This is a genomic window from Mycoplasmatota bacterium (assembly GCA_018394295.1).
Lineage (GTDB): Bacteria > Bacillota_I > Bacilli_A > Haloplasmatales > Haloplasmataceae > JAENYC01.
This window is the reverse complement of record CP074573.1, coordinates 772601-799338: the sequence shown is the minus strand read 5'-3', so window position 1 is coordinate 799338 and position 26738 is coordinate 772601. Positions and strand designations below refer to the sequence as shown.

General features: G+C 32.4%; 20 protein-coding genes. All 20 read right to left on the bottom strand.

Annotated features, from left to right (window positions below; all coding sequences use genetic code 11):
- The 20 genes from xdh to KHQ81_03405 all read right to left on the bottom strand — a co-directional run bounded on the left by xdh (position 1) and on the right by KHQ81_03405 (position 26721).
- Complete coding sequence (gene xdh, locus KHQ81_03500) at positions 1–2556, bottom strand: selenium-dependent xanthine dehydrogenase (GenBank protein ID QVK18791.1); 2556 nt, start codon at positions 2554–2556, stop codon at positions 1–3.
- A 1-nt stretch (position 2557) separates the two neighbouring features.
- Positions 2558–3955, bottom strand: coding sequence for a dihydropyrimidinase (hydA, locus tag KHQ81_03495; protein QVK18790.1), 1398 nt, complete (start codon positions 3953–3955; stop codon positions 2558–2560).
- Between the two features lie 16 nt (positions 3956–3971).
- A complete protein-coding gene (locus tag KHQ81_03490; GenBank protein QVK18789.1) occupies positions 3972–5459 on the bottom strand; it encodes a pyridoxal-phosphate dependent enzyme in 1488 nt (495 codons plus the stop codon).
- Positions 5460–5500: 41 nt separating this feature from the next.
- Positions 5501–6736 carry a threonine synthase gene (gene thrC / locus KHQ81_03485; GenBank protein ID QVK18788.1) on the bottom strand — a complete coding sequence of 412 codons (1236 nt, stop codon included), beginning with the start codon at positions 6734–6736 and terminating at the stop codon, positions 5501–5503.
- Positions 6737–6769: 33 nt separating this feature from the next.
- A complete protein-coding gene (locus tag KHQ81_03480) occupies positions 6770–7981 on the bottom strand; it encodes a YgeY family selenium metabolism-linked hydrolase (protein QVK18787.1) in 1212 nt (403 codons plus the stop codon).
- A 122-nt stretch (positions 7982–8103) separates the two neighbouring features.
- Positions 8104–8682 (bottom strand): molybdenum cofactor cytidylyltransferase, encoded by a 579-nt coding sequence (gene mocA, locus KHQ81_03475; protein ID QVK18786.1) that lies wholly within the window; start codon positions 8680–8682, stop codon positions 8104–8106.
- A 60-nt stretch (positions 8683–8742) separates the two neighbouring features.
- Positions 8743–9324 carry a TetR/AcrR family transcriptional regulator gene (locus tag KHQ81_03470; protein QVK18785.1) on the bottom strand — a complete coding sequence of 194 codons (582 nt, stop codon included), beginning with the start codon at positions 9322–9324 and terminating at the stop codon, positions 8743–8745.
- A gap of 88 nt (positions 9325–9412) precedes the next feature.
- Positions 9413–10741 carry a putative aminohydrolase SsnA gene (ssnA, locus tag KHQ81_03465; protein ID QVK18784.1) on the bottom strand — a complete coding sequence of 443 codons (1329 nt, stop codon included), beginning with the start codon at positions 10739–10741 and terminating at the stop codon, positions 9413–9415.
- 12 nt (positions 10742–10753) lie between these two features.
- A complete protein-coding gene (gene ygfK, locus KHQ81_03460) occupies positions 10754–13765 on the bottom strand; it encodes a putative selenate reductase subunit YgfK (protein QVK18783.1) in 3012 nt (1003 codons plus the stop codon).
- Between the two features lie 49 nt (positions 13766–13814).
- Positions 13815–15011, bottom strand: coding sequence for a knotted carbamoyltransferase YgeW (ygeW, locus tag KHQ81_03455; GenBank protein ID QVK18782.1), 1197 nt, complete (start codon positions 15009–15011; stop codon positions 13815–13817).
- Positions 15012–15159: 148 nt separating this feature from the next.
- Complete coding sequence (locus KHQ81_03450) at positions 15160–15621, bottom strand: (2Fe-2S)-binding protein (GenBank protein ID QVK19538.1); 462 nt, start codon at positions 15619–15621, stop codon at positions 15160–15162.
- 7 nt (positions 15622–15628) lie between these two features.
- A complete protein-coding gene (gene xdhB / locus KHQ81_03445) occupies positions 15629–16510 on the bottom strand; it encodes a xanthine dehydrogenase FAD-binding subunit XdhB (GenBank protein QVK18781.1) in 882 nt (293 codons plus the stop codon).
- A gap of 14 nt (positions 16511–16524) precedes the next feature.
- On the bottom strand, positions 16525–18816 hold the full coding sequence (gene xdhA, locus KHQ81_03440) for a xanthine dehydrogenase molybdenum-binding subunit XdhA (protein QVK18780.1): 2292 nt from the start codon (positions 18814–18816) through the stop codon (positions 16525–16527).
- A 136-nt stretch (positions 18817–18952) separates the two neighbouring features.
- On the bottom strand, positions 18953–19219 hold the full coding sequence (locus KHQ81_03435; protein QVK18779.1) for a hypothetical protein: 267 nt from the start codon (positions 19217–19219) through the stop codon (positions 18953–18955).
- Positions 19220–19255: 36 nt separating this feature from the next.
- Positions 19256–20254 carry a dipeptide ABC transporter ATP-binding protein gene (locus KHQ81_03430; protein ID QVK18778.1) on the bottom strand — a complete coding sequence of 333 codons (999 nt, stop codon included), beginning with the start codon at positions 20252–20254 and terminating at the stop codon, positions 19256–19258.
- Positions 20254–21396, bottom strand: a complete 1143-nt coding sequence (locus tag KHQ81_03425; GenBank protein QVK18777.1) for an ABC transporter ATP-binding protein — start codon at positions 21394–21396, stop codon at positions 20254–20256. Before KHQ81_03425 ends, KHQ81_03430 begins: the two co-directional genes overlap by 1 nt.
- 4 nt (positions 21397–21400) lie before the next feature.
- Positions 21401–22378: an ABC transporter permease gene (locus KHQ81_03420; protein QVK18776.1), complete on the bottom strand. Its 978-nt coding sequence runs from the start codon at positions 22376–22378 to the stop codon at positions 21401–21403.
- A 15-nt stretch (positions 22379–22393) separates the two neighbouring features.
- On the bottom strand, positions 22394–23368 hold the full coding sequence (locus tag KHQ81_03415; protein QVK18775.1) for an ABC transporter permease: 975 nt from the start codon (positions 23366–23368) through the stop codon (positions 22394–22396).
- Positions 23369–23459: 91 nt separating this feature from the next.
- The gene (locus KHQ81_03410; protein ID QVK18774.1) at positions 23460–25832 is read right to left on the bottom strand and encodes an ABC transporter substrate-binding protein; all 2373 of its coding nucleotides are present in this window, start codon (positions 25830–25832) and stop codon (positions 23460–23462) included.
- 415 nt (positions 25833–26247) lie between these two features.
- Entirely contained in the window at positions 26248–26721 is a 474-nt protein-coding gene (locus tag KHQ81_03405) for a DinB family protein (GenBank protein QVK18773.1), read from the bottom strand.
- Positions 26722–26738: the final 17 nt, after the last annotated feature.

Below are 26738 nucleotides of genomic sequence, written 5' to 3'. Positions count from 1 at the left end.
TTATTTTTTATGTCTATAATATGTTTCTTCAAGTGGTAGTTTTTTTCTAAACTTACTATCTAGCTGATAATAAGCACCTTGGACTGCAGGAGCTGTTGGAATGGTTGTTATCTCACCAATTCCTTTTGCACCATAAGCCAAATCTAATGGGTTTTTCCCAACAATTATTGGCTTTATTTCTGGAATATCTGTTGCTCTAAATAACCCTAATGTACCAAATTTAGCAGTAGGGACAGACTTTTTAAGTGGGTAATCCTCAGTTAAGGCATATCCTAATCCCATAACAACCCCACCTTCAATTTGTCCTTCCACACTAATTGGATTGATTGCTTTTCCAACATCATGTGCAGCAATTACTTTTTTCAACTTACCAGTTTCATCTAGTATAACCACCTGACTAGCGTATCCATACGTTACATGACTGATTGGATTTTCTTTATTCGAGTTGATTGGATCTGTAATCGCTTGATATTCTCCATAAAATGTTTTTGATTCTAATTCAATTATTGAATGTTTTAATAATTGGTCTTTTAATTTTAATGAAGCAATTCGTACAGCTTCCCCTGTAAATAAAGTCTGTCTTGAAGCAGTTGAGGTACCAGAATCAGGTGTTTGCCAGGTATCAGGTGCATCAATCTTAATTAATTCTGGTTGTAAACCTGTGGTTTCACAAACGATTTGCATCGCAATTGTCGCTAATCCCTGACCAACTCGAGCAGCACTTGTTCTAACATGAACAAAACCACCTTGTATCATTAATTTACATCTTCCAGTATCAGGAACACCTACCCCTAGCCCAGAATTTTTCATTGCACAAGCAATACCTGAATAGGGATTATTTTCATATTCAGCTTTTACAGCGAGTAACGTTTCCTTTATCGCGGTTGCTTTATCAGCAATCTGTCCATTAGGAAGCACTTGTCCTGGTTCTATCGCATTTTTAAATCTTATTTCCCAAGGGGTTATTCCGACTTTTTCCGCAAGAAGGTTCAAATTACATTCTGATGCAAAAACAGATTGTGTTACCCCAAATCCTCTAAATGCACCTCCTGGTGGATTATTTGTATAAACAGCTGTCCCTTCTATCTCTACATTCTGACATCTATAAGGACCTGCCGCATGTGTACAAGCTCTTTGGAGAACGGGTCCACCTAATGAAGCATAAGCACCAGTATCAGCAATTATCTTTCCCTTAAAAGCTGTAATATTTCCAAATTCATCACAGGCGGTAGTCACTTTAATTTCCATCGCATGTCGTTTAGGGTGAATCATCAAACTCTCTTTACGACTTAAAGTTATTTTTACTGGTTTTTTACAAGCCCATGCTAAAAGGGCAGCATGATGTTGAACACACATATCTTCTTTGCCACCAAAAGCGCCTCCGACATATTTACTGATTGTTCTAACTTTATCTTTAGGTAACCCCAATAGGTCAGCAATTTCTCTTTGTTCATCATAAACGCTTTGTGAACCAGTGAAGATAGTAACAGCATCATTATCATAGATACCTAATGCACTTTCTGGTTCTAAAAAGGCATGTTCTGTAAATGGTGTATAATAAGTATTTGTCACAACATATTTGGATTTGTTAATTGCTTCATCAACATTTCCTCTATTGACTCTTTCAACCCGTAGTATATTTCCATCTGAATGTATTTTCGGTGCATTGTCTTTCATGGCCTCAGATGGACAACTCACTGGGTTTAATATTTCATATTCAACCTGAATTGAATTTATTATCTCATGTAAAGCATTTTTGCTTTTAGCAGCAACTAGTACAAGAGCATCTCCAACATATCTTGTTATTTCACCTTCAGCGATTAACGCAGGCCAATCTTTCACTAGATGACCAAGTAATCTTTTACCTGGAATATCTTTTGCGGTTAATATAGCTTCTACTTCAGGATGTTTTAATGCTTTACTTACATCTATTTTTTTCACCAAGGCTCTTGGGTATTGACTTCTTAAAGCAGATCCATATATCATACCCTCAACTTTCATATCATCTACATATTCAGCATGACCAAGTATTTTTTCTTTTCCATCAATTCTAGGAATACTTTCTCCGATTTTCCCTTGATAATTATCTTCAACCAGTAATTTCCCTGTTTTAAAGATAGTTGCTGCTAATTTAATTGCCTCTATTATTTTTATGTAACCTGTGCAACGACAAATATTACCTTTAATGGCTTTCTGTATTTCTTCTATTGTTGGATTTAATGTTCTATCTAATAAAGATTTCGCACTAATAATCATCCCTGGTGTGCAAAAACCGCATTGAACTGCGCCTGCTTTAGAAAAAGAATAACTATAAACCTCTTTTTCAAATAAAGATAATCCTTCAATAGTTAATATAGATTTCCCACTAACTTTTTTAGTTGTCAATAAACAAGATCTAAGTTTTTTTCCATCGACCAAAATCATACATACACCACAAGATCCCTCACTACAACCATTTTTTACAGATGTTAAATTTTCGTAATCTCGCAGATAATCAAGAAAATTAATATCTTCTTCAATCGATATTTTTTTCCCATTTAATTTAAATTCAAACATTTTAATTCCCTCTCTCTAAATATGTATTTCTATGTAAATATTTACCTAGAGGTTTAGGATTTATCAATTTTGTATTAATCACAACTTTGTTTCCTCTTAAAAACACATGTATTGGTCTTCCTATTTGTTTAAATCCTTCATATGGTGTATAATCCACATTTTGAGTTTGGTTTTTGGCAGTGATTTCTGTAATTAAGTTTGGGTCCCAAATGACAATATCAGCATCACTTCCCACAGAAATGGTTCCTTTATTCGGATATAGTCCAAACAATTTAGCAGCATTCGTTGATGTCAGTGCGACAAATTGATTCAAATTAATTTTCTTCTCAACAACACCAGATGTATACATTAATGTCATTCGATGTTCTACTCCTGGTGCACCATTTGGAATCTTACTAAAATCATTTAACCCAATCTCTTTTTGACCTTTATAATTAAATGAACAATGGTCAGTACCAATTGTATCAATCTCAGAAGCCCTTATTGCCTCCCATAATGCCAATTGGTCTGAGACTTTTCTAAGCGGAGGACTCATGACATATTTAGCACCTTCAAAACCGCTTCCCTCTTTCCCACCATAAAAAGAATCATCTAATAAAAGGTATTGAGGACAGGTTTCAACATATACTTTTACCCCTCTTTTTTTAGCTTCTATAATACTCTCTAATCCTGCTTTAGAACTAAGATGGACAATATTTACGGGTATGTCTACTATTTCAGCTATTTGTAGGAGTCTTGTGATTGCTTCTTTTTCTAACGAACTAGGTCTTGTTAAAGCATGATAAATAGGTGCTTGATGATTGTTTTTTCTTGCTTCATCCACTAATACATCAATGATATCACCATTTTCACAATGAAAACAGATTAAGCCTTTTACATCATTACATCTTTTCAGTGCCTTATATATCACACCATCATCTACCTGAAGGATATTTTTATACGCCATATATAACTTAAATGAAGTAACACCCGCTTCAATCATCGCACTTATTTCTTCTGAGACATCATCATTCCAATCAGTGATTCCCATATGAAAACCAAAATCGCAAAAACATCCATTTGTTGTTTTACTAAACTGATTTTTTAAAGCTATTTTTAATGATTCACCCTTATTTTGGGTAGCATAATCTAAGATTGTTGTTGTCCCACCAATAATAGCTGCTTTTGTTCCACTGATAAAATTATCAGCTGTTAAGGTTGAACCTACATCTAAATCAAAATGGGTATGAGTATCGATTCCTCCAGGTAAAACATAACACCCTTTCACATCAATAATTTCATCTCCACTTTGATATAAATCCTGTCCAATAGAAACAATCTTTTCTCCATCAATTCTAATATCAGAATCAATAGATTCTTTTTCTGTGATTATTAAACCACCTTTTAAAATTATCCCCATTAGAAATCCCTCCTAATTAAAGACCTTTTGATAAACCCGTTCTTTCATTAAATGCTTCAATTAATTCATCAAATTCTTTTCCCATTTGATGTAATCTACCCCAATAATTGTCATAATCATACCACTGTGCATTTAACTCTTCAACATCATACTTTTGTTGTTCAATCCATGTATAATACTTAAGATTATGAATGCGTTTCTTACTTAGATATGTTAACTCTTCCATACTATCTGTTCGAAGACCTAAAACACTTCGATGATGATCAATTGCTGCATCCATTATTTCGTATTTTCTACCTCTTTCAACTTCCATTTCTTTTAACCTTGATTGATACATTTCACTAGAATCTGTTAAAACAGTCATAATAATATCATTTTCAGTTAGTTCATAGTATTTCGCAAATTTAATTGCGGTAATAATATTAGCAGCACCAGAAATACCTACCCATGAAAGTTTTTCAATGATTTCATCTTTAACACCTTGTTGCTTCAAATAAATCTGTCCAGCTTCTTCATTTAATAAACGGAATAATGCAAGACTATCATAATCATCAATAGCAACAACCATATCCGTATTTCTTACATTATGAATCCAAGGAACATGTTTATCTCCAATTCCTTCAATTCTATGATCACCAAAACCATTAACATATAATGTAGGACATTGCAAAGCCTCACCAACAACAAGTTTAGCCTGTGGATATAAACTTTTAATATAATCTCCACTTCCTAAAGTACCAGCAGAACCAGATGTCAAGCAAACACCAGCCACTTTTCCATCTGAACCTATTTCCTTTTTGATAATTTCTTCCATGGCATTTCCTGTTACTTCGTAGTGCCATAAATGATTACCTAATTCTCCAAATTGATTAAATATCACAACATTATCCCTTGTTTCTCGAAGTTCCCAGGTTTTATCATATATTTCTTTTACATTACTTTCACAACCTGGGGTCGTAATGACTTCTCCAGCAACTTTACTTAACCACTCGAAACGCTCTTTACTCATATTTTCAGGTAAAATTGCAATCGACTTACATCCTAATAACGTAGAATTATAAGCGCCACCTCGACAATAATTCCCAGTAGATGGCCAAACGGCTTCATGATATTTAGGATTAAATTGTCCAGTCACTAAACGAGGTACTAAACAAGCAAAACTTGCCCCAACCTTATGTGCTCCTATCGGAAAGTATTTCCCTGCCATCGCAATTATTCTTGCTTTCACTCCAGAAATTTCAGGTGGTATTTCAACATAATTAGGTAAATCTTGATATAATCCACCTTTACTTACTGGCTCATTTTTCCAAGAAATTCTGAAAAGATTTATGGAGTCAATCTCCCATAATCCTGTTTTCTTTAATTTTTCTTTAACTTTAGCAGGTATCTGCTTAGGATCCTTCATTTGTGCCAAAGTTGGAATAAGAATATTTTTTTCTTTCGCTCGTTCTACAGCAACCTTTAACTGTTCTTCATTAATTTCTAAGTTGATTAAATTCTTCACTTTAAATCTCCCCTTATAATTATATTGATATATTATATAGATTATTTATCATTAAGAAAATTAATAAGCACATCTAAATCCGGTTTTATCGCATCTGGTTTAGAAATTGCTCTTTGAGCTGATTTTACATCTTTTAATCCACTACCAGAAATAATCAATGCAATACTTTCATCTTGATTAATTACACCCTCATTTACAAGTTTCATAAGCCCAGCAAAACCTGTTACACCAGCTGGTTCTCCAAATACACCTGTATATCTAGCCAAGATTCTCATTGCATGTAATATTTCTTCATCACTTACATCAACTGCCAATCCATTACTTTCTTCTAAAGTATTTAATGCTTTGTAACCATTTCTCGGAATCCCTACTGAAATACTATCAGCAATTGTTTTTGGTGGTATATAATCAAATTGTTTTGTTTTCTTTCTAAATGTCCGATTTACTGGATTTGATCCTACTGCTTGAACTGAAACCATAACCGGTAATTTATCGATTAAACCCAGTTCATAAAATTCTTTGAAGCCCTTCCAAGCTCCTGAAATTGAACAACCATCTCCGACTGACATGATGACCTTATCTGGTACTTGAAAATCCAATTGTTCTAGTAGTTCAAAAGCAACTGTCTTTTTACCATCAACTAGATAAGGATTAATTGCACAACTCCTGTTGTACCACCCGAAATGATCCACTGCCTCTAAGCAAAAATCAAATGCTGTATCATAATCCCCATCAACTAATATAACATGACTACCAAAAATTAATAATTGTGCAAGTTTTCCTTCAGGAATCGTTTTAGGAACAAATATATAATTTTTTATTCCCATACAAGCAGCAAAACCCGATAAAGAAGAGGCTGCATTCCCTGTTGAGGCTGCGCACATCACATCTTTATTTAACTCAATGGCTTTTGCAACACCGATAGCTGATGCTCTATCTTTTAAAGAAGCGGTAGGATTTCTTCCCTCATCTTTAATATATATATTCTTTATATTTAATAATTCTTCTAATCTTTTTGATTTATAAAGTGGTGAATTACCTATTGTAAGTGATGATTTACCTACTAAATTTTCTAAGGGAAGAAGTGGGAAGTATCGCCAGATATTAGGATTTGAATTATTACTTAGATATTCTCTTATCATAACTTTTTTCACAAGTCCTAAATCAAAAACCACATCTAAGGTACCTTCTGTACCACATTTTGGACAATGATACAAAACATCTTCACTATAGGTAGCCCCACATTTTGAACATTTTAAATGTTTAATTTTATCCATGATTTCAACCTCTCATTAAATTGTATAAGGCGATTATTTTGAACATTTATTAACATAAGTAATTGGAATAAGGGCATACATGGCTGCACATTTAACTAATTCATCTTTCCAAGTCACCTCATTAGGTGCATGGGCTTGATCTTCATGACCTGGTCCAAATCCAATACAAGGAATCCCATAGCGCCCCATAATAGATACTGCATTTGTTGAGAAAGTCCATTTATCAACCTTAGGTTCTTTTTTAAATAACTCTTCATAACAGTTGACAAGGGTTTGACAAGCGATATGTTCTTCAGGTAATACCCATGTTGGAAAAAAACACTCAGTTGGATAAACAAGACCTGTATAAGATGGTCTTTCGTAAGTATACATTTCAACAACTGCATTCGCAGCTTTAACAGCTGGTAAATTCTTAATCTCTTGAATGGCTTTTTCCCAAGTTTCTCCGTTTGTTAATCTTCTATCTACCGATATACTACATTGATCAGCTACAGCACATCTTGATGGGGATGAAAAAAATATTTCTGAAACAGTTAATGTTCCTTTTCCTAAGAATGGATCATAATGCAAATTCTCATTTAAAGCTTTTAACTCATTTAATATCGGTGCCATTTTAAATATAGCATTGTCCCCTCTTTCAGGTGCTGAACCATGACAACTTATACCAGGCGTTGTTACTTTAATTTCCATTCTTCCTCGATGACCTCTATAAATATTTAAAGAAGTTGGTTCAGTAATAACTACAAATTCTGGTTTGATTTTATCTTCATTAACAATATATTGCCAACATAGACCATCACAGTCTTCTTCTTGAACAGTCCCAGTCACTATTAATGTATAATCATCAAGTAGTCCTAACTCTTTTATAATTTTCCCTGCATAAACCATTGAAGCCATTCCACCTTCTTGGTCAGAACCCCCTCTACCATAGACTACTTCATCATTTTCAAAACCGTCATATGGATCTTTATCCCATAAGTTTCTATCACCAATTCCAACCGTATCAATATGAGCATCCATCGCTATCACATGACTACCTTGACCGATATAACCTAATATATTCCCCATAGGATCGATGGTAACTTTATCAAAACCAACCTTTTCCATCTCCTCCTTAATTCTTAGAACTACCTCTTTTTCCCCACAACTTTCACTCGGTATACAAATCATATCTCTTAAAAATCGAGTCATCTCAGGTTTATATTTCTCGGCTAATCTTAAAATTTCATCTTTATTTATAGACATTTTTATCCCTCCAAATATTCTTTATTAAATTATATTGATTAGTTAATCAAATTAGAGTATTTTTTTTATCAAAACAATCTTATTGTCTTGATAAATGAGTATACAATATATAAATTCATTATTTATCTATTACCAAGGATTAATTTTTGATAATCCTCTTTTGAATCAATATCCCAAAGGATAGACGCTTCAGAAACTTCAATAAACTTTACGACATCAAAATTTTGTTGAATGATACTTTTTCCTCCCTTATCTCCCTTTAAAGCTAATAGATCATTTTTATATTTCTTAGGAAATATTACGGGGGTTCCACTTCTACTTTGATAACAAGGAACAATGATACACTCTTGATTTTGATTAAAAGATGCTAGTAAACGATTGATAGTATTAATATCTAAAAAGGGCTGGTCACCTGTAAAAAATGCATAACCATCTGCTTTTAAACAATTGAGAATTCCTAGCTCAATGGATTTACTTTGTCCATCTTCTGCATGTTTATTATTAATTACAGTAAAGCCTCTGTCACTACCCAACTCTAATATTTGTTCATCATTAGAAACAAGAACAGTTTGATAAAATGGACAAATTTGTACTTTATCTAAAACATGTTCAATCAAATATTTTCCTTTAAAAGGTAGTAACAGCTTATTTGTTCCCATGCGTAAACTTAAACCTGAAGCCATTATAATGGCATTAACCATTTGAATCACCACCAAATTAACTCCTTGATAATCACCAATACTATTCAATCTTCTGTAGATTTAAACTTGAAGATAAGCCAAAATTAATTTTTCTCCTACTTCAAAATAACTATCTAAATTAAATTTACCTTCATCAATAAGATACTGCATTGATGCACCCATCATTAGTGAGACCATGATATATGGTAACATCTCTTGAAATTTTGCATTTAATCTCTCATACGATTCATCTTTTTTTAAAACTGCTGTAATATTATGTCTCCATTCATCAAAACTTGTTTGAAATTTTGTCTTTATTTCAGGATTAACAGTACCTTGTACCCAAAAATCAAACTGAGCATAATCTACCTTTTTATGATTTAATATATCATCATGCTTTTCTTTGAATAATCCATTTAAATTATCACCAAGAGATTTATTTTTTAAATCAACTGACTCTATGCGTTTTTCAGAAAATCGCTTCTGAAGTTCATCCATTAAAGACATTAATAAATCATTCTTTGTTGGATAATAATAATGTAAGTTTGATTGACTCATTTTGGCTTCTTTTGCGATCAAATGCATACGTGTTCCACTTATTTTTTCTCTTGCAACAACTTCTAAAGTTGCATCAAGTATTTTTTTATTTATATCTTTTGACATAGTACATCCTCTTTTCATCTGTTGTATAAATTCTTCTTGTTAATTAAATAATACATGATAAATTTATACACGTCAATTTATGTCTGTATTAAAAACGTCCCCAAACTTTTCTAGCTAATTCTTGACTTTTCATTAATACCCTTTCTTCATCAATAGTCGTAAGTTTTCTTTCTTCCATGATTACTTTACCATTAATTATCGTTGTATCAACATGTCGTCCATTTATACCAAACAATAAATGTGCATCTATATTATTTTCATTAATAGGGGTTCCTGAATTATAGTCTACAATGATAATATCAGCAAGCGCCCCTTCTTTTAATATTCCCACAGGATTAGTAATGAACCTTTCAGCAATTTTCCGATTATTGTGAAATAACATATCTGGTATTTCACGCCATGCGACCGTTGAATCACCACTTGTATGTTTATGAATAAGATTAGCAACCTTATATGATTCCATCATATCCGTTGTATATCCATCAGTACCAAGACCTAACAGTATTCCTTTCTCATACATTTTTAAGACTGAAGCAGCTCCAACTGCATTCCCCATATTAGATTCTGGATTATGAACAATCATGGCATTCTTTTCTTTTAACATATCCATTTCTTTATCACTAATATGTATACAATGTACCGCTATTGTTTTATTTGAGAGGACTCCACTTTCATACCATCTTTCAACAACGCCTTTTCCATACTTCTTTTTTGCATCCTCTACATCTTCAATGCCTTCTGCGGTATGAACATGAAAACCAGTATCTAATGATGCCATTTTATCTAAACATTTATCTAAGGTTTTATCTGTAATCGTCATTGATGCATGAAGTCCAAACATTCCTTTTATCATATCATCATCTTTAGTATTACAGTAATTAATAAATTCGACATTTTCTAAAATACCTTCATTTGAGATTTTTTCACCATCTCTATCTGATGTTTCATAACATAAATTACTACGAATTCCAATTTTTTCTGCCGCTTCAGCAATTTTAAATAAACTACCGGTAATGGCATAAGGACTGGCATGATGGTCAAAAACCGTGGTGACACCATTTTTAACTTGATCAATCATCGGTACAATTGCACTATAGTATACATCTTCTAAAGTTAACACTTTATCAAGACGCCACCATAATCCTTTTAGTATATCTGAAAACTTCTTAGCAGGAGGGCTATCATTTTCTATTCCTCTAGCGAAAGTACTATAATAATGCATATGTGTATTAATAAAACCCGGCATCACAAGTCTTCCTTTAGCATCAATAAATCTTGCTCTTTGATACTTACTTTTTAATGATGTCGTAATCCCAATTTCAATAATTTTATTTCCATCAACCACAATACAACCATTATCGATAATCTCATTTTTTTCATTTCTTGTAATGATTTTACCATTACCAATTAAAAACATTATTTACCCTCCCTACAAAATATATTGATAGTAATTGATACAAGTATCAATTATTTTTTCCATTTCCTTTGAAACAACATCGTCTTGTCCAAGTGTATAATTTACAACCCTTCCATCTTCTTTTCTAACTTTACATTGGCCTATTTCTTGATTAATAACGATAAACCCACAGTTTGAACTTGTATTAAAATCTGACTCATCCCAAAAAACAGTCATCTTATTTTGATAAGGATTACCTTCATATGGACAGAATACACCACAATTACCACACTCATTACACATTCCATCAATATGTATAATCTGATGTCTTTTATTAAAAACCTCATCAACCTGAATGACGATATTTGCTCGATTAGGACAAACATCAACGCATAATTCACAAATCTTTTGACATGATAAACACCTTTTTGATTCAGTTTCACTATTTATAGGGTCACATAAAATGCCTTTTCGTTCATATAATAATTGTTCATTTACAGATATGTTTACCTTATAAAAGTCATGTGTTAATCCTTCTTTATTTAAAATCACTTTTGAAACAAGTTTTCCATCTGCGATTGATTTCACAACAGTGGCTGGTCCTTTTTTCATATCTCCAGCCACAAATACATTCGCTATATTTGTTTCATTATTTTCATTGATTTTTGGAAAACCTAACCCATTTAAATCAATTCCATTAGATTTTAATATATTACCATCAATACTTTCTCCAATCGCTACAATTACTGTATCTGCATCCATTAATACCTTTTCTTCTGTTGGCTCTGGTCTTCTTCTTCCTGAAGCATCGGGTTCACCTAATACCATTTGGTAACACGCAAGTTTTCCTTCTTTAATTGATACAGGAGATAATAACTCTTTTATCACTATACCATCTGATAACGCTAAGTTTATTTCTTCCTTACTAGCTGGCATTAAGGCTTTTATTCTTCTATAAACAATAGAAACTCCTTTAACACCGGAAACCCGCTTAGCACATCTGGCTGCATCTATCGCAACATCTCCACCACCGATAATACACACCTGTTTTCCTAAATGAATATTTTCCTTATCAGCCTTGAATTTTTCCAAGAAAGAAATCGCACTGATTGCTTTTTCTTTACCTTCAATTAAATCAATTTGTCTAGGAATCCATGCACCTGTTGCTAATATAATATAATCGTAAGTATTTTTTAATGATTCAATGTTATAGTTTTCATTACATCCGAATAAAAATTTAACCCCCTGACGTTTTACAAGTTCAAAGTCTTTATCAATGGCTTCTTGAGATATTCTAAAGTTTGGTATAAGGTATTCAACCATTCCATAAGGTTTATCTCTTTTTTCCATAACGGTTACATCTAATCCATTTCTTCTTAAAAACAAAGCACATGAAAGGCCAGCAGGACCAGCACCAATAACCACAACTTTTTTACTACTTCTTAAATTAACCGGTTTAAGCTTTTCAATAAACCCATCTTGAGCATTTAAAACAGCCATCTTTTTCATATTTCGAATTTCAACCGATTGATCATAATCTAGACGACTACATTTATACTGACACTGATGATCACAAATTGTACCTGTTATAAATGGTGAAGCATTGTCCTTTACAATGATAGAAAAGGCTTCATCATATTTTTTTTCACCCACTAAAGCGATATATTCTGGAATTTGATGATTAACTGGGCATCCATTTGTACAAGGTGCAATAAAACAATCATACAATGGAAGTTTTAAATCAAGCAATCGATTTTCAGCTGGTCTAAAAGTTTTCAGATGATGAACATCATTTAAAGCCTGTTTCGCTAATTGTTCAAGCTTTTTTGTATTAATTAAAGAGTAACTATCTATATCCTCTAATTTATAAACCAATTGAGTAATTCTTTCATAACCACCTGGTTTTAAAATGGTTGTTGCGAAAGTAATTGGAGCGATTCCAGTTTCATGTATTTTATCAATATTAAAATAATCAGCCCCACCTGAATAAGAAATTCTAAGAATACCAGCAAAATCTTTCGCTAACAGACTCGCTAATGTGATTGTGAGCGGATAAAGTGACCGACCTGACATATACATTTCATCACCTGGTAACTCTTCATTTAACACTTTAACTGGTAATGTGTTGGTTAATTTAACCCCTACCTCTAAATCCATATCTTTCGCTAAAGCTATTAAACGTTTGAGCATCGCTACCCCATCATTATATTTTAAGTCGTTTTGAAAATGATGAGCATTTAATTTGATGTAATCATAGCCCATTTCATCTAATGTATCTCGAACAAATTTTTCACCTAGTAATGTTGGATTCATTTTTATAAAAGTATGTAAATGTTTGTCTTTTATTAAATAATTTACAATTCTTTCAATTTCTTGGGGAGGACAACCATGAAGCGTTGATAAAGTAATTGATGGTGAAATAATCGGTGAAACATGCATCAAATCATCGATTGTAAAATGAGTAAACAACTCTATATGAGAAGTAAGAAAATTATAACACTCTTTCCATATTTTTGTCTCTGAAGCATTTTTCATTCCCTCAATAAAACCATCAATTTTAGGACTCTTGATTCCTTCTAAGTCATACCCAACACTCATATTAAACATAAAGTCTCTTTCTTGGCTTATTTTAAGTTCTCTCATTAATACATGTAATAAAAACCAAGCTTTTATATATTCATCAAATGCACCTTGCACAGTTAATTCAGTGGACCATTCCACATTATAGCACTCATCTGATGCTAAAATACAAGGTTTTGAAACTGGTAAATCCTCTCCATCAAGTATTTGAACTGTTTTTAGTTCAATGAACCGTGAGCCTGTTAAATAACTAACAACAATATTTTGTGCTAATTGAGAATTCGGACCTGCGGCAGGACCAATTATTGTTGCTAATGTATCACCAAACAACTTAATCTTTTTTTCATTATTATATCTATAGAACTTATTTTTATGAATTCCAAAAATTGTTTCTTGTTCACTAAATTCTTTTAGAATCCATATAACCATTTTCTCAAAACTTATTGGACGCATCTTATCACTCATAATCATCATCCTCTCAAAATAGTTCATATAACCCTTAAAAACATTAATTCTATTTTCCAGAAAATCTTTCTTTATTTCTATCTAAAATCATTTCTGCTGTTTTAATTGGATTTTTCACCTTACTTAAAAATATCATAGCAGCTATAATATATGGCTTATAACCTGCTTGACGATATAATGGCGTACGATAACGCTCAAAAACCGATGCTGCTACTTCTCCATGTCCGCAACTAACACCTGTAATATCAGCAGGAAGGCAATGTAAGTATAACGCTTGACCATCTTTCGTGCATTTCATTAAATCCTCGGTACATTCCCAATCTAAATGGTTTGCATTTTGTGCTAATAATTCTTTTTCAAGTGTCTTAATTTCATCAAACTTACCTTCACCATTTAATCTAGTTCTTTTTTCCATCGCTGCAAAAGGCGCCCAACTTTTTGGATATACAATATCAGCATTAACAAAAGCCTCTTTCATTGAATTTGTTTTAATAAATTTTCCTCCAGTAGATTCTGCATTTTTCTTCGCTATTTCTTCAACTTCTGGCATTAAATCATATCCCTTTGGATGTGCTAGTGTTACCTCCATCCCCATTCTTGTCATTAGTCCTATAACTCCTTGAGGAACAGATAATGGTTTCCCATATGATGGCGAGTAAGCCCATGTCATAGCTATCTTTTTCCCTTTAAGATTTTCAACTCCTCCAAAATGATTAATTAAATGAAGCATATCTGCCATTGTCTGAGTTGGATGATCTATATCACATTGCAAGTTAACAAGGGTAGGTCGCTGATTTAAAACATTATCCTCAAAACCTTCCTGTACAGATTGCGAAACCTTACGCATATAAGCATTTCCTTTTCCAATAAACATATCATCTCTAATCCCAATCACATCAGCCATAAAAGAAATCATATTAGCTGTTTCACGAACCGTTTCTCCATGAGCAATTTGCGATTTTTTTTCATCTAGGTCTTGAACTTCTAAACCTAATAAATTACATGCACTAGCAAAACTAAATCTTGTTCTTGTAGAATTATCACGGAATACTGATATTCCTAAACCACTATCAAATATCTTCGGAGAAATATTATTTTCTCTCATATGACGTAGTATTTCAGCTACTTTAAATACAGATTGAATTTCATCATCTGTTTTTTCCCATGTTAATAAAAAATCATTATTATACATGTTTTGATGATTTAATTTTTCTAATTGACTAATTAAATTTTTTAACTCCTTCATAATTATCACCTCATACTAAAAATTTGATTGACTAGTTAATCTAATTTTATTATAGGGTCCTTTTATTGTCAATACTTGTATAAAAGTTTTCGCTATATTTAGAATTTTTTATTATAAACCATCAAAAAAAAGTCATCAATGATGACTCTTATTTATCCTTTAATGATTTCTTAACTGCATTAAATATTTTCTGATAACCTGTACATCGACAAAAATGCCCAGATATTTCTCTTTTAATTTCCTCATCACTATAATCTTTATCACTATCTACTAGTGCTGTAGTTGTCATAACAAGTCCTGGCGTACAAAATCCACATTGAATCGCGCCCTCATCAATAAAAGCTTGTTGAACTTTAGATATCTTTCCATCTTTTTCAACACCTTCTATCGTTTTAATCGTTTTACCATCTGCCCAAACAGCTAAATATATACAAGAATCAACCGCAATGCCATCTACTAAAACAGTACATGCCCCACATTCTCCTACCGAACATCCCTGTTTTACACCTGTAAAATGGAGTTTATTTCGTAGGACATCAAGTAAAGATTCTCTAATATCAACTTCTATTTCATATAATTTTTCATTCACATTCATCTTAATTTTCTTCATATTTGCTTCACTCAATATTGATCCCCTCCAATTCTTTAATTACTTCTTTTATTGCACGCTGTGTTAATACTTTTATTAAGTGTTCTCTATAGGCTTTAGATCCACGCCATGAATTTCTAGGGCTAGCTGCTTTTAACGCATAACTTCCTATTTCTTTAATAGTTTCTTCTTCCACACATTTTCCTATCGCAAATTTTTCAGCTTCTTTACATCTTATTGGAGTTGGTGCACTAACACCTAATGCGATTCTTAAATCAATGAATTTATTTTCCTTTATCTTGCATAATACTGCAACACTTAGCATCGCAATGTCCATGGCTTTTCTGTTACTAAATTTAATATATTTTCCATGCATCTCATGATAATTATCTTTTGTGATAATAATATTAGTTAATATTTCTTTATGGTGCAATTTAACTTTTCCTGGTCCCTCATAAAAATCATGAATTGAAACGATTCTAACCCCATCTGGACTTTCTAATTTTAGCATGGCATTTAATGAAAACAATGCAGGGACACTATCTGCTGATACCGCACCATTACAAATATTTCCACCTATTGTCGCAATATTTCTAATTTGAGGTCCTCCCATAGAAACTGCAGCCTCTGCTAATATTGGTAAGTTACAATTTATAATTTCTGATTTGAAAATATGTGAAAATGTAGCCATTGGACCGATTGAAATAGACCCATCATCTAATTCTTTTATAGTTTCTAAGCTTTTTATATTTCTAAGACTTAATAATTCTACATCACTTAGTTTTCCATGATGAAGATGAATTAACACATCGCTTCCACCAGCAATAATCTTTAAATTAGGATTACTACCATACATTTTCAATGCTTCACTTAGTGTTGTTGGTTCTAGTATATTTTTAATATTAAACATTTTTATCCTCTCCTTTATAGTAATCCTTCATCTTTAAATTTTTCAAATACTGCTTGTGGATTCATCGGAATCTTATTAAACGCTACACCTGTTGCATCTAAAACAGCATTACGTATGGCTGGTGCAGGGGATATGGTAGGGTTTTCTCCTAATGATTTTTGGCCAAATGATCCGGTTGCTTCGTAAGTCTCTACAAAATCCACACCAATTTTAGGTGTATCTAAAATTGTCTGTAATTTATAATCTAACAAGTTATGATTAAGTGGTCTACCTGTTTTCTCATCAAAAAGCATCTTTTCTGACAAAGCGTAACCTAAAGCCATACTCACACCACCTTGTACCTGCCCTTCAGCAAGTTTAGGATTAATAATAACACCTGAATCATGAACATTATATATTTCAAGAATTTCAATTTTACCTGTTATCATATCTACAGATACTTCAACAAAGGTGACACCATATGCGACTGAATTTGTTCTTACATTAACAGATATATCACTTGTTATCGGTTCAGCACTCATTCTGTCATAATAAGATGCCATTGCAATATCTTGTAAAGGACAAATTATTGTACCTAATTTCTTCTCAACTATCTTTGCGTTGACAATATCTAGTGCATCTTTCGCTAGTCCAGAGGATTTACTAGCTATGTTTAATACCTTCTCCCTAATTTCTAAAGCTGCCTTTTTCACTGCAGCCCCTGTTATATAGGTTTGTCTAGAGGCATAAGCTCCCGTATCAAAAGGTGTAATATCCGTATCTTGCGTTGAAACAATTCGAACCATACTAATTGGTATTCCGATTACTTCAGCTGCCATTTGTGCAAAAACTGTATCACTTCCTTGTCCAATTTCTGTTGCACCAACTTGTAGTTGGATGGAACCATCTTGATTCATAATTATTCTTGCACCAGAAAGTTCTAAACCAACAGGGTGTGTGCCAGAAAAATAACTAAAACAAGCCATCCCTAAACCTTTTTTTACTTCTCCTTCTTGATTTTGATATTGTTTTTTCTTCTCATCCCATTTTATTAATTCTTTTCCTTTTTGAATACATTCTCGAATACCACATGAACGAACTGTAATATTTGTAAGTGGATCCACATGACCTACACTAATTAAATTTTGCTTTCTAAGTTCAATTGGATCTAAGTTAAGTTTTCTTGCGATATCATCTAAGTGACTTTCTAAGGCAAAAAAGATTTGTGGTACACCATATGCTCGCATAGCACCTGCTGTCGGTAAATTTGTATACACTGTTTTTGGCTCTACCTTAACTGATTTAAAATTATATAATGGTCTAAATTTACTGCTAGCACTCATAATAATCGAATGTCCATGAGAAGCATAGGCACCATTATTTGAAATTGCCTTAATCTTTATTGCTTTTAATTTATTCTCTTTTGATAATGCTGTCTTGAAATAGAATTTTATCGCATGTCGCGTTCTTGTCCCAATAAAACATTCTTCACGAGTTAATGCATATCGTACAGGCCTTCCATTTACAGCTAATGACATGGCTACAGTTAAGGGTTCAATAACAACATCTTGTTTATTTCCAAATCCTCCACCAATATACGGTTTAATGACTCTTACATTCCCCCATGAAATACCCAAAGCTTGACTTACGATTCTTCTAACAATATGTGGAATTTGAGTTGAAGTAACAATTACAATACGACCATCAGTATCCTTATAGGCATAGGCACTATGGTTTTCTAAATGACAATGCTGAACAATACTTGTTTCATAGATACCATCAAAAATATATGATGCATTTTGAAAATCATAATCAACATCACCGTATTCTTGACTAAAAGAACTGATGATATTATTTGGTTTTTCCTCATGTATTACTGGTGCACCTTCCTCCATTGCTTTCTCTGGGTCAAGAATATGAGGGAGTACTTCATACTCGACTTCAATTAATTTTAGTGCTTTCTCCGCTATTAACGGATTAATAGCGACAACTGCAGCAATACTATCCCCAACGTGACGCGCCTTATCTGTTAAAATTAGTCTATCCTCCACATCTCTATGATTTTCATCTAATGACCAAGGATGACCTGCTGTTGCGAACTTAATTTTAGGTAAATCTTTATGTGTAATAACTGCCTCAACACCTGCTAATTCCTTTGCCTTACTTACATCAATATTTTTAATTATGGCATGAGCATGGGGGCTTCTTAATACTTTCCCCACTAGCATGTCACGTTCAAAATAATCATCGGCGTATTTCGCTTTACCAGTCACCTTACTTAACGCATCAAGCCTACTAACACTCTTACCGATTACTTTGTTTGACATTTTTACCTCCCCTAAAAGTTGATTGACTAGTTAATCTATTTTTATTATAACAAAACATTCAAGTATATTTCAATAAAATATTTAATTCAGTCATTATAAAAAAAAGAATCTGCTCTGCAGATTCCTTAAATAATTATTACCACAACAAACTTAAAAGAAAGAACGCAAGGAAAAAAGAAAAGAATATAATCAAAACAATTGGAATTAATTTAAGATACAATGCTTTTATCATTGCCCATTTTTCTTTATTCGTTATATTTAAATTCTCTCTTTTATTTGCTTGATTTTTATTGTCTATTTTTTTATTTTTTGTACGATAAGTATTTCCCATATAATCAAAATTCATACTAGCAATTGTTCTTCCGTCATCTTCAAATTTCTTTTTCTTTCTTTCTTTTCCCATATGCTTTTTCTCCTTCAAACAATACTTATATCGCTATTATTCTATAGTTTTTTTATTTTGTTCATCAAATAAATGACATAAAACAAAGTGTCCATCTTCCATTTCAATACTCTTTGGAATATCAGTTTTACAGATATCCATAGCTTTTTGACATCTTGTATGGAACTTACATCCCTTAGGTGGGTTTGCAGGACTAGGAATATTACCTTCTAATATAATTCTGTCTGGTTTTTTATCTGGGTCTGGTACTGGTATCGCACTGAATAAGGCTTCTGTATAAGGATGAAGTGGATTAGCAAACACTTTTTCCTTAGGACCATATTCAACCATATTACCTAAATACATTACACCAACAGAATCAGAAATATATTCTACAACAGAAAGGTCATGAGATATGAATAAATAAGTAAAGTTATATTTTTTTTGTAAATCCTTAAGTAAATTAATAATTTGTGCCTGTATAGAAACATCGAGTGCTGATACAGGTTCATCACAAACAATAAATTTAGGTTTTAAAGCTAATGCTCTTGCAATTCCAATTCTCTGTCTTTGTCCACCAGAGAATTCATGCGGATATCTATCTATATGATGTGGTTGTAAACCACAATCCGCCATAATTTTCATAATATAATTACGATATTCTTCTCTAGGAACTATATTATGTTCTCTAACAGCTTCACCAATTATTTCACCAACTGGCATTCTTGGTGATAATGAAGAATATGGATCTTGAAATATTAATTGTATTTCAGGTCTTAATTTTCGTAATTCTTCCTTTTTTAAGTTAAATAAATCGATTCCTTTATATAAAACTTTTCCTTTTGTTGCTTGGTGTAATCTTAAAATTGTTCTTCCAATGGTTGTTTTACCACATCCAGATTCACCAACAAGTCCCATGGTTTCTCCTTCTTTTATTGAGAATGAGATTCCATCTACTGCTTTTACTTGCCCAACAACATGTTGGAAAACACCTGCACGAATAGGAAAATGTTTGTATAAATCAATAACTTCTAAAATATTTTTTTTGTTTTCCATTACTCATTACCTCCCTCATACTTCCAACATGCCACAAAATGTGTTGGAGATACTTGGGTAAGCTCCGGATAATCCCCGTTACACTTAGAAGTACATTGATTACATCTATCTTTAAAGTAACAATATTTAGGCATATTAATTGGGTTAGGTACTTGTCCTGGAATTGAGTACAATTTTTCATCTTTCCCTATCGCATTTGGACGTGACTTAATTAAACCTACCGTATAAGGATGTCTAGGATCTTTATAAATATCTCTTGCTGTACCTTGTTCAATAATTCTTCCAGCATACATAACAACTACATAGTCAGCCATTTCAGCGACCACACCTAAATCATGTGTAATTAAGATAATAGAAGCATTTATTTTTGATTTTAAATCACGTAATATATCTAATACCTGCGCTTGAATCGTCACATCAAGAGCAGTTGTTGGTTCATCGGCAATAATGAGTTTAGGATCACAAGCGAGTGCCATCGCAATTAGAGCACGTTGTCTCATTCCACCTGATAATTCATGTGGGTAAGCTTTATAAATGCCTTTAGGTCGAGAAATACCAACTAAATCTAACATATCAATAGATTTTTGTCTAATTTGCTTTTTAGTTAATTCAGGATGATGGTTTTTAATTACCTCATCAATTTGATATCCAGTAGTAAATACTGGATTTAAAGATGTCATCGGTTCTTGAAATATCATCGCAATATCATTTCCGCGAATATTTCTTATGACTTCCATTGGTGCTGTGCGAAGATTTATGATTTTATCGCCATATGGGAATCGGATATCACCTTTAACTATTTGTCCAGTTGGACCTTGAACCAATCGCATGATTGATAATGATGTTACACTCTTTCCACATCCAGATTCACCTACTACGCCAACAGTAGCACCTTTTGGGACATTGAAAGATACACCGTCTACTGCTTTTACAACACCTATATCTGTGAAAAAATAGGTGTTTAAATCTTCTATCTCAAGGATATTGTTTTCATCTTTCATCTCAGTAACAACATCTTTTTTAGTTACTTCTCTTTTCTTAAGTCTTTCATACTTATTGATTTGTTGAGAACTATATCTAGAAGCTTCTTTTAATAATTTACGAGATTTCTTTTTATTTAATTTATTTTGTTGTTTATCCATATTATCACCTCTTCATTTTTGGATCAAATGCATCTCTTAATCCGTCACCAACAAAGTTGAACGCTAAAACGGTTAAAAATATACATAATCCTGGCGGTACCCATGGAAATAGATATTGTTTCAATATATATGGTTGGTTAACCGCATTAATCATATTTCCCCAACTAGGAACAGGATATCGAACACCAAATCCTAAGAATGATAGAGCAGCTTCTGTCAATATGATACCACCAAGTCCCATAGTAGCATAAACGATTAATTGAGGAATTATATTTGGGATAAGGTGTTTGAATATACGTCTTCTAGCTTTTAATCCTAAAGCTTCTGTTGCTACCATAAATTCTTGTTCCCGTAATGTTAGAATTTGTCCACGTATTAACCTAGCAACTCCTGGCCAATATAAAACTCCCATCATAATCATCAATATATATATATTTTTTGTTTTATCAATTTCTAAAGTATCTATAACCGCTCCAACGATTAACATAACAGGTAAATATGGAATACATAAGAAAATGTCAACTATTCTCATACATAAGCCGTCCACCCAACGACCATAAAATCCAGCGATACCACCAACAATAGTACCAATTAAAATTTCAATCCCTACTACGACAAAACCAACAGTAAGCGAAATTCTACCCCCATACATTAATCTGACCATAACATCCATCCCATGTCCATCAAGTCCTAGTAAATGTTCTGCTGATGGTCGTTCAAACATTCTAATGAGTGAAAGTTCATCATCTACAAATACTTCTGAATAGGAATAATTGATGAGTAAAGGTCCGAAAAAGGAAAAAACAAACATACAAACAAGGACAACGATACCAATTATAGCAAGTTTATTACGTATAAAACGTTTCATTACTAATTGTCCAGGAGTAATTATTTTATCAACACAAATTTCTTCTTTTGTCTCTTGGATAGAATTATTCAACTCTTGATTATCAAGATTTGTCTTATCTACATTTTTCTTCATTTTAACCTATCCTTTCTACGATAATCTGACACGCGGATCAACTATTGCATAAGTTATATCAGCCAATAACGTTCCTAATAAAGTTAGAATGGCTATGAACATATTAAATGTCATTATATAAGGAATATCCCCCTGAGTAATAGCATTTAATCCGGCTCTTCCAAGTCCAGGAATCGAGAATATTGTTTCTGTAATCATCGCACCGGCAAATAATGCTGGTAATGTACCTCCTAGAATTGTAACGATTGGAATTAAAGTATTTCTAAAAGCATGTTTATAGAAAACAGTTTTTTCACTCAATCCTTTTGCACGTGCAGTTCTAATATAATCAGATTTTAATACCTCAAGCATGTTTGTACGTGTGTAACGCATTAATCCTCCCATACCAACCATGGTTAATACAGTGATTGGAAGAATAAAGTGGCAAAATATATCATAATATTGCCCAAATTGGGACATAAATTGATGAGATCGTGCATCTACCATCCCTTGTAATGGAAGTATTCCTAAATGTACAGCGAAAATTTGTTGAAGTACAATCGCAAAAAAGAAACTTGGAAGGGATATCCCCATAAGTGCTATTACAGTTACAGAATAATCTGTTTTTGAATACTGTTTTGTAGCAGCAATAACACCAAGTGGTACAGCGATTAAAACTTCTAAAATTAATGAAATTAATGCGAGCCAAAAAGAAGTCCACATTTTATCTTTAATATCACCTATAACTGGGCTTCCTGATATAAATGAATTACCAAAATCACCTTTTAATGCTTTAACTATCCAGTCAAAGTATCCTTCAATAATCCCTGAATTGAGCCCATATAAATCTTTCATATGATCAATTCTCTCAGGTGTTATTTTAGGATTACCACGCATAATGGAGTCAACATAGTTGCTTGGTAATAATCTTATAATAGTATATAAAATAATTGATACACCAAATAAAACGATTATACTGATTAGTAGACGTCTTATTATAAATGTTTTCATTTCATCAACTCCTACCTAAAATTAAAATAACCCGACCCAGTTAAAATTAAACTTAAGTCGGGTATGTCTTATTTGAATTATTATTTACATTTTATTTCATTTCTAACTTTTCGATGTCTTCCATCCAATCCCAATAAGTCGTAATATCTGGTGTAATTGTATCTATATTTACTCTTTCAGTTGAAAATGCAATAATGTTTTGTCTTTGATAAATAGGTACTTCAACAGCCCAATCAATAATTATATCTAGACACTCTTTATATACACCTTTACGGAATGATTGATCATCAGATGAACGTGCGTCAATAATTTTTGTATCTAAATCATTATCACGAATATAATAATGATTTGATTCTGTTGAACCTTCTTCACCAACAACATTACTACTATGATAAACTTGATACATATCAGGGTCAATTGTAGCAACCCATGCAGCACACCATATTTCTTGTTCATCTGCATCTAATATGTCCCATAATACACCTGAATTAGTTGGGTCATTAATAGTAATTGTGATACCAAGCTCAGCCATAATATTTTTGAATTGAGTAGCTATACCATGTGAAGGATGATCCCCAACACCATCACCAGGAACGATAATTTCATACTCTAATTTAGCGCCATCAGGTGCTGTTGCTGTGTAAAGACTATCACCAAATTGAGCATCTCCTGCTTTTTCAACAAATGTATATCCAGCTTCAACTAACCATGCTTTAGCAGCTAATTTAGCTTCTTCATTTCTTACTGAATCTGCTAAATCTGCAGGATCTCCATCATAAACTGTTGTTCCATCAGGATTTCTACTAAATGCAGTTTCGTATCCATCTTCACCAGGTTTTGGTGCAGCCCAACTTGTATTAGAAATTGGATAATTTATAATAGATGCAGCTTCACCGTAATAACTGTTTATAGATGTATATCTTTGAGATGAAAGAACAGTTGCAAAAGCAGTTCTTAATGCTTTAGATGCAGTACTATCAATATCATCACCAACAGCAACGTTCTTTGCACTAAGTCCAATATAGCCATAACCTAAATTATCAATTGAACTAATATGAATTTTATCTCCATAAGAATCAATTTCTTGGAATTTAACTCTTGATCCAGAAGGATTTGAAATATCAATATCTCCTGTACCAATTGCACTTACTTTGCTAGGTTCATCTACAACTTGGAAGTTAACATATTTTATTTTAGGTTCGCCTTTATAATAATTTTTGTTTGCTTTAAAGTATACAACATTATTTTCAAATTTAACGAACTTATAAGGACCAGCACCCATTGGGGTATCTGTTTTTGCTTGAATATCATCCATTGAAGTTTCTGTACGACTATTGAAGCCAAATTGATTATTTGCATAATTATATAGAGACTCGTCACCATAGTAATGCATAGGTGCAACTGTTATACCACATATATCATATATAGCAGCAGCATCAAATCCGTAAACATCTACTTCTACTTCAGTTTGACTAATTTTTCTAATACCAGTGATATTAGGAACAGGGTCACCATCTAAATCTTCTACAGCAATTTTAATAGCTATGTTCAATGCTTTTCTTTCAACCTTAGGAGCTACTACTGCACCACCATAATAGGCATCAAGTGTAAGATAATCATATTCATACATTGCTGCAATTTCATCTACAATAGTTTCACGAGTTTTTCCAACAACTGAATAATTTTCATCTAATGCATAGAAGGAAGCAAATGTTGCAGCAGCTGAAGCGTCTTCAGGTACATTATTATCTTTGTCATAAGGACTTCCATCTTCTAATACCCAGTAACCAGTATATATTTCATTATTTATAACATCATTCTTAACCCAATCAAATTCTTCGTCAAGTAATGCATGGATTTCATCTAAAACATATTGGTTTAATTCAGCATTAGCTGTATCAGTTCCAATTGCATCGATTAAGTCACCATATGTTCCTTCAGCAATTGTTCTTGCTTGCTCTGATGCAGTCGAATTATATTTGTAATTTGAATATCCGACAATGTCAATAGCACCTATTGAAGAAGAACCAGTATAATATGGATCTAACCTAACATAATATGAGAAGATAATATCATCAGCGTCCATAACATGACCATCTGAGAATTTAATATCATCTCTTATCTTTATATTATAAGTTGTTTTACCATTACCTTGAGTAACAGTTATATCAGAGATGCCCTTATATTCGTAACTTTTACCACCACGAGCAATTGTTTCACCGTTGATAGCATTATAAACAATTCCACCATCTCTGTCTGTAGTCATAAGTTCAACACTAGTCATTTCAACTACATCAGTATCCATATCTGTATCGCTAAAGAATGGACTAAATTTTTCACTAAATGCATCATAACCAACTACAAGTGCTTGTTCACTTTTATTAGTCTTCTTGCCACAACTTGCTAAAGTAAAAGCAGTTAAAACAATAGCGAACATCAAGATAAAACTTGACAATTTTTTCATTTTCTCTTCTCTCCTTTTCTCTTTTTAAATATATATGATTTTAGAAATACAAAACTTCTAAAGATCATCCCCCGTTATTTTAATTTTCAATTGAACACATTAAAATCCTCTCTATCAAAAAATAAATTCATTAGATTCTTTGATATAACAGAATTGACTAATTCATCTTTTGAGAGAGGAGGTAATGGAAAACTAAAAATCTATTATATACAACGGTATGTACTAAATATAACTTTAAATCTAAAAGAAATTTGTCGAAAACTGTCGAATATATCAAAATTTCTGATTAATTTATTTGATATAACAACGTTTTGTTCAATTATATCATTTGAGTATCAAATAACATATATTTTTTATAAATATTAAATAAGTACTTCATCTTATTATTTAAAATCTCAATTTAAAATAATTATCTTTAACCATAATAGTCAATCCAAGAGATTTTATTTTCCTCATTTTCATGTAATAATGCATTACAATAACCAATGTGATATTGAACATGTCTTACTTGCATAAAAATGATATCTAAATTAGATAATTTGGAATAAACAAGGGATTTTTCATTCAACCATTGATCACTTCTATTAAAGAAGAATTGATTAATTATTCCTTTTACGGTATTTTTGTAATTAATTAATTCAGTTTTAGACATAACTGATAAAGGGTCCTCTTCAAATTCAGGATAAAATCCCCTTTCCTTGAATGGTTCAATAAATTGATCATTATTATCCCTAAACCAGAAATTGATTCCCATCAAAGTGTGAAGTAATTGTTGAAAATAGATATGACCACCGATCTTTTGATTCCATATTTTCTCACTACTCTCTTCAATTAATTTCTCTAACATTGAAAAAACTAAATTAAATTGATTTTTACATTTTTCAACCATCTAACTACCTCCAATAG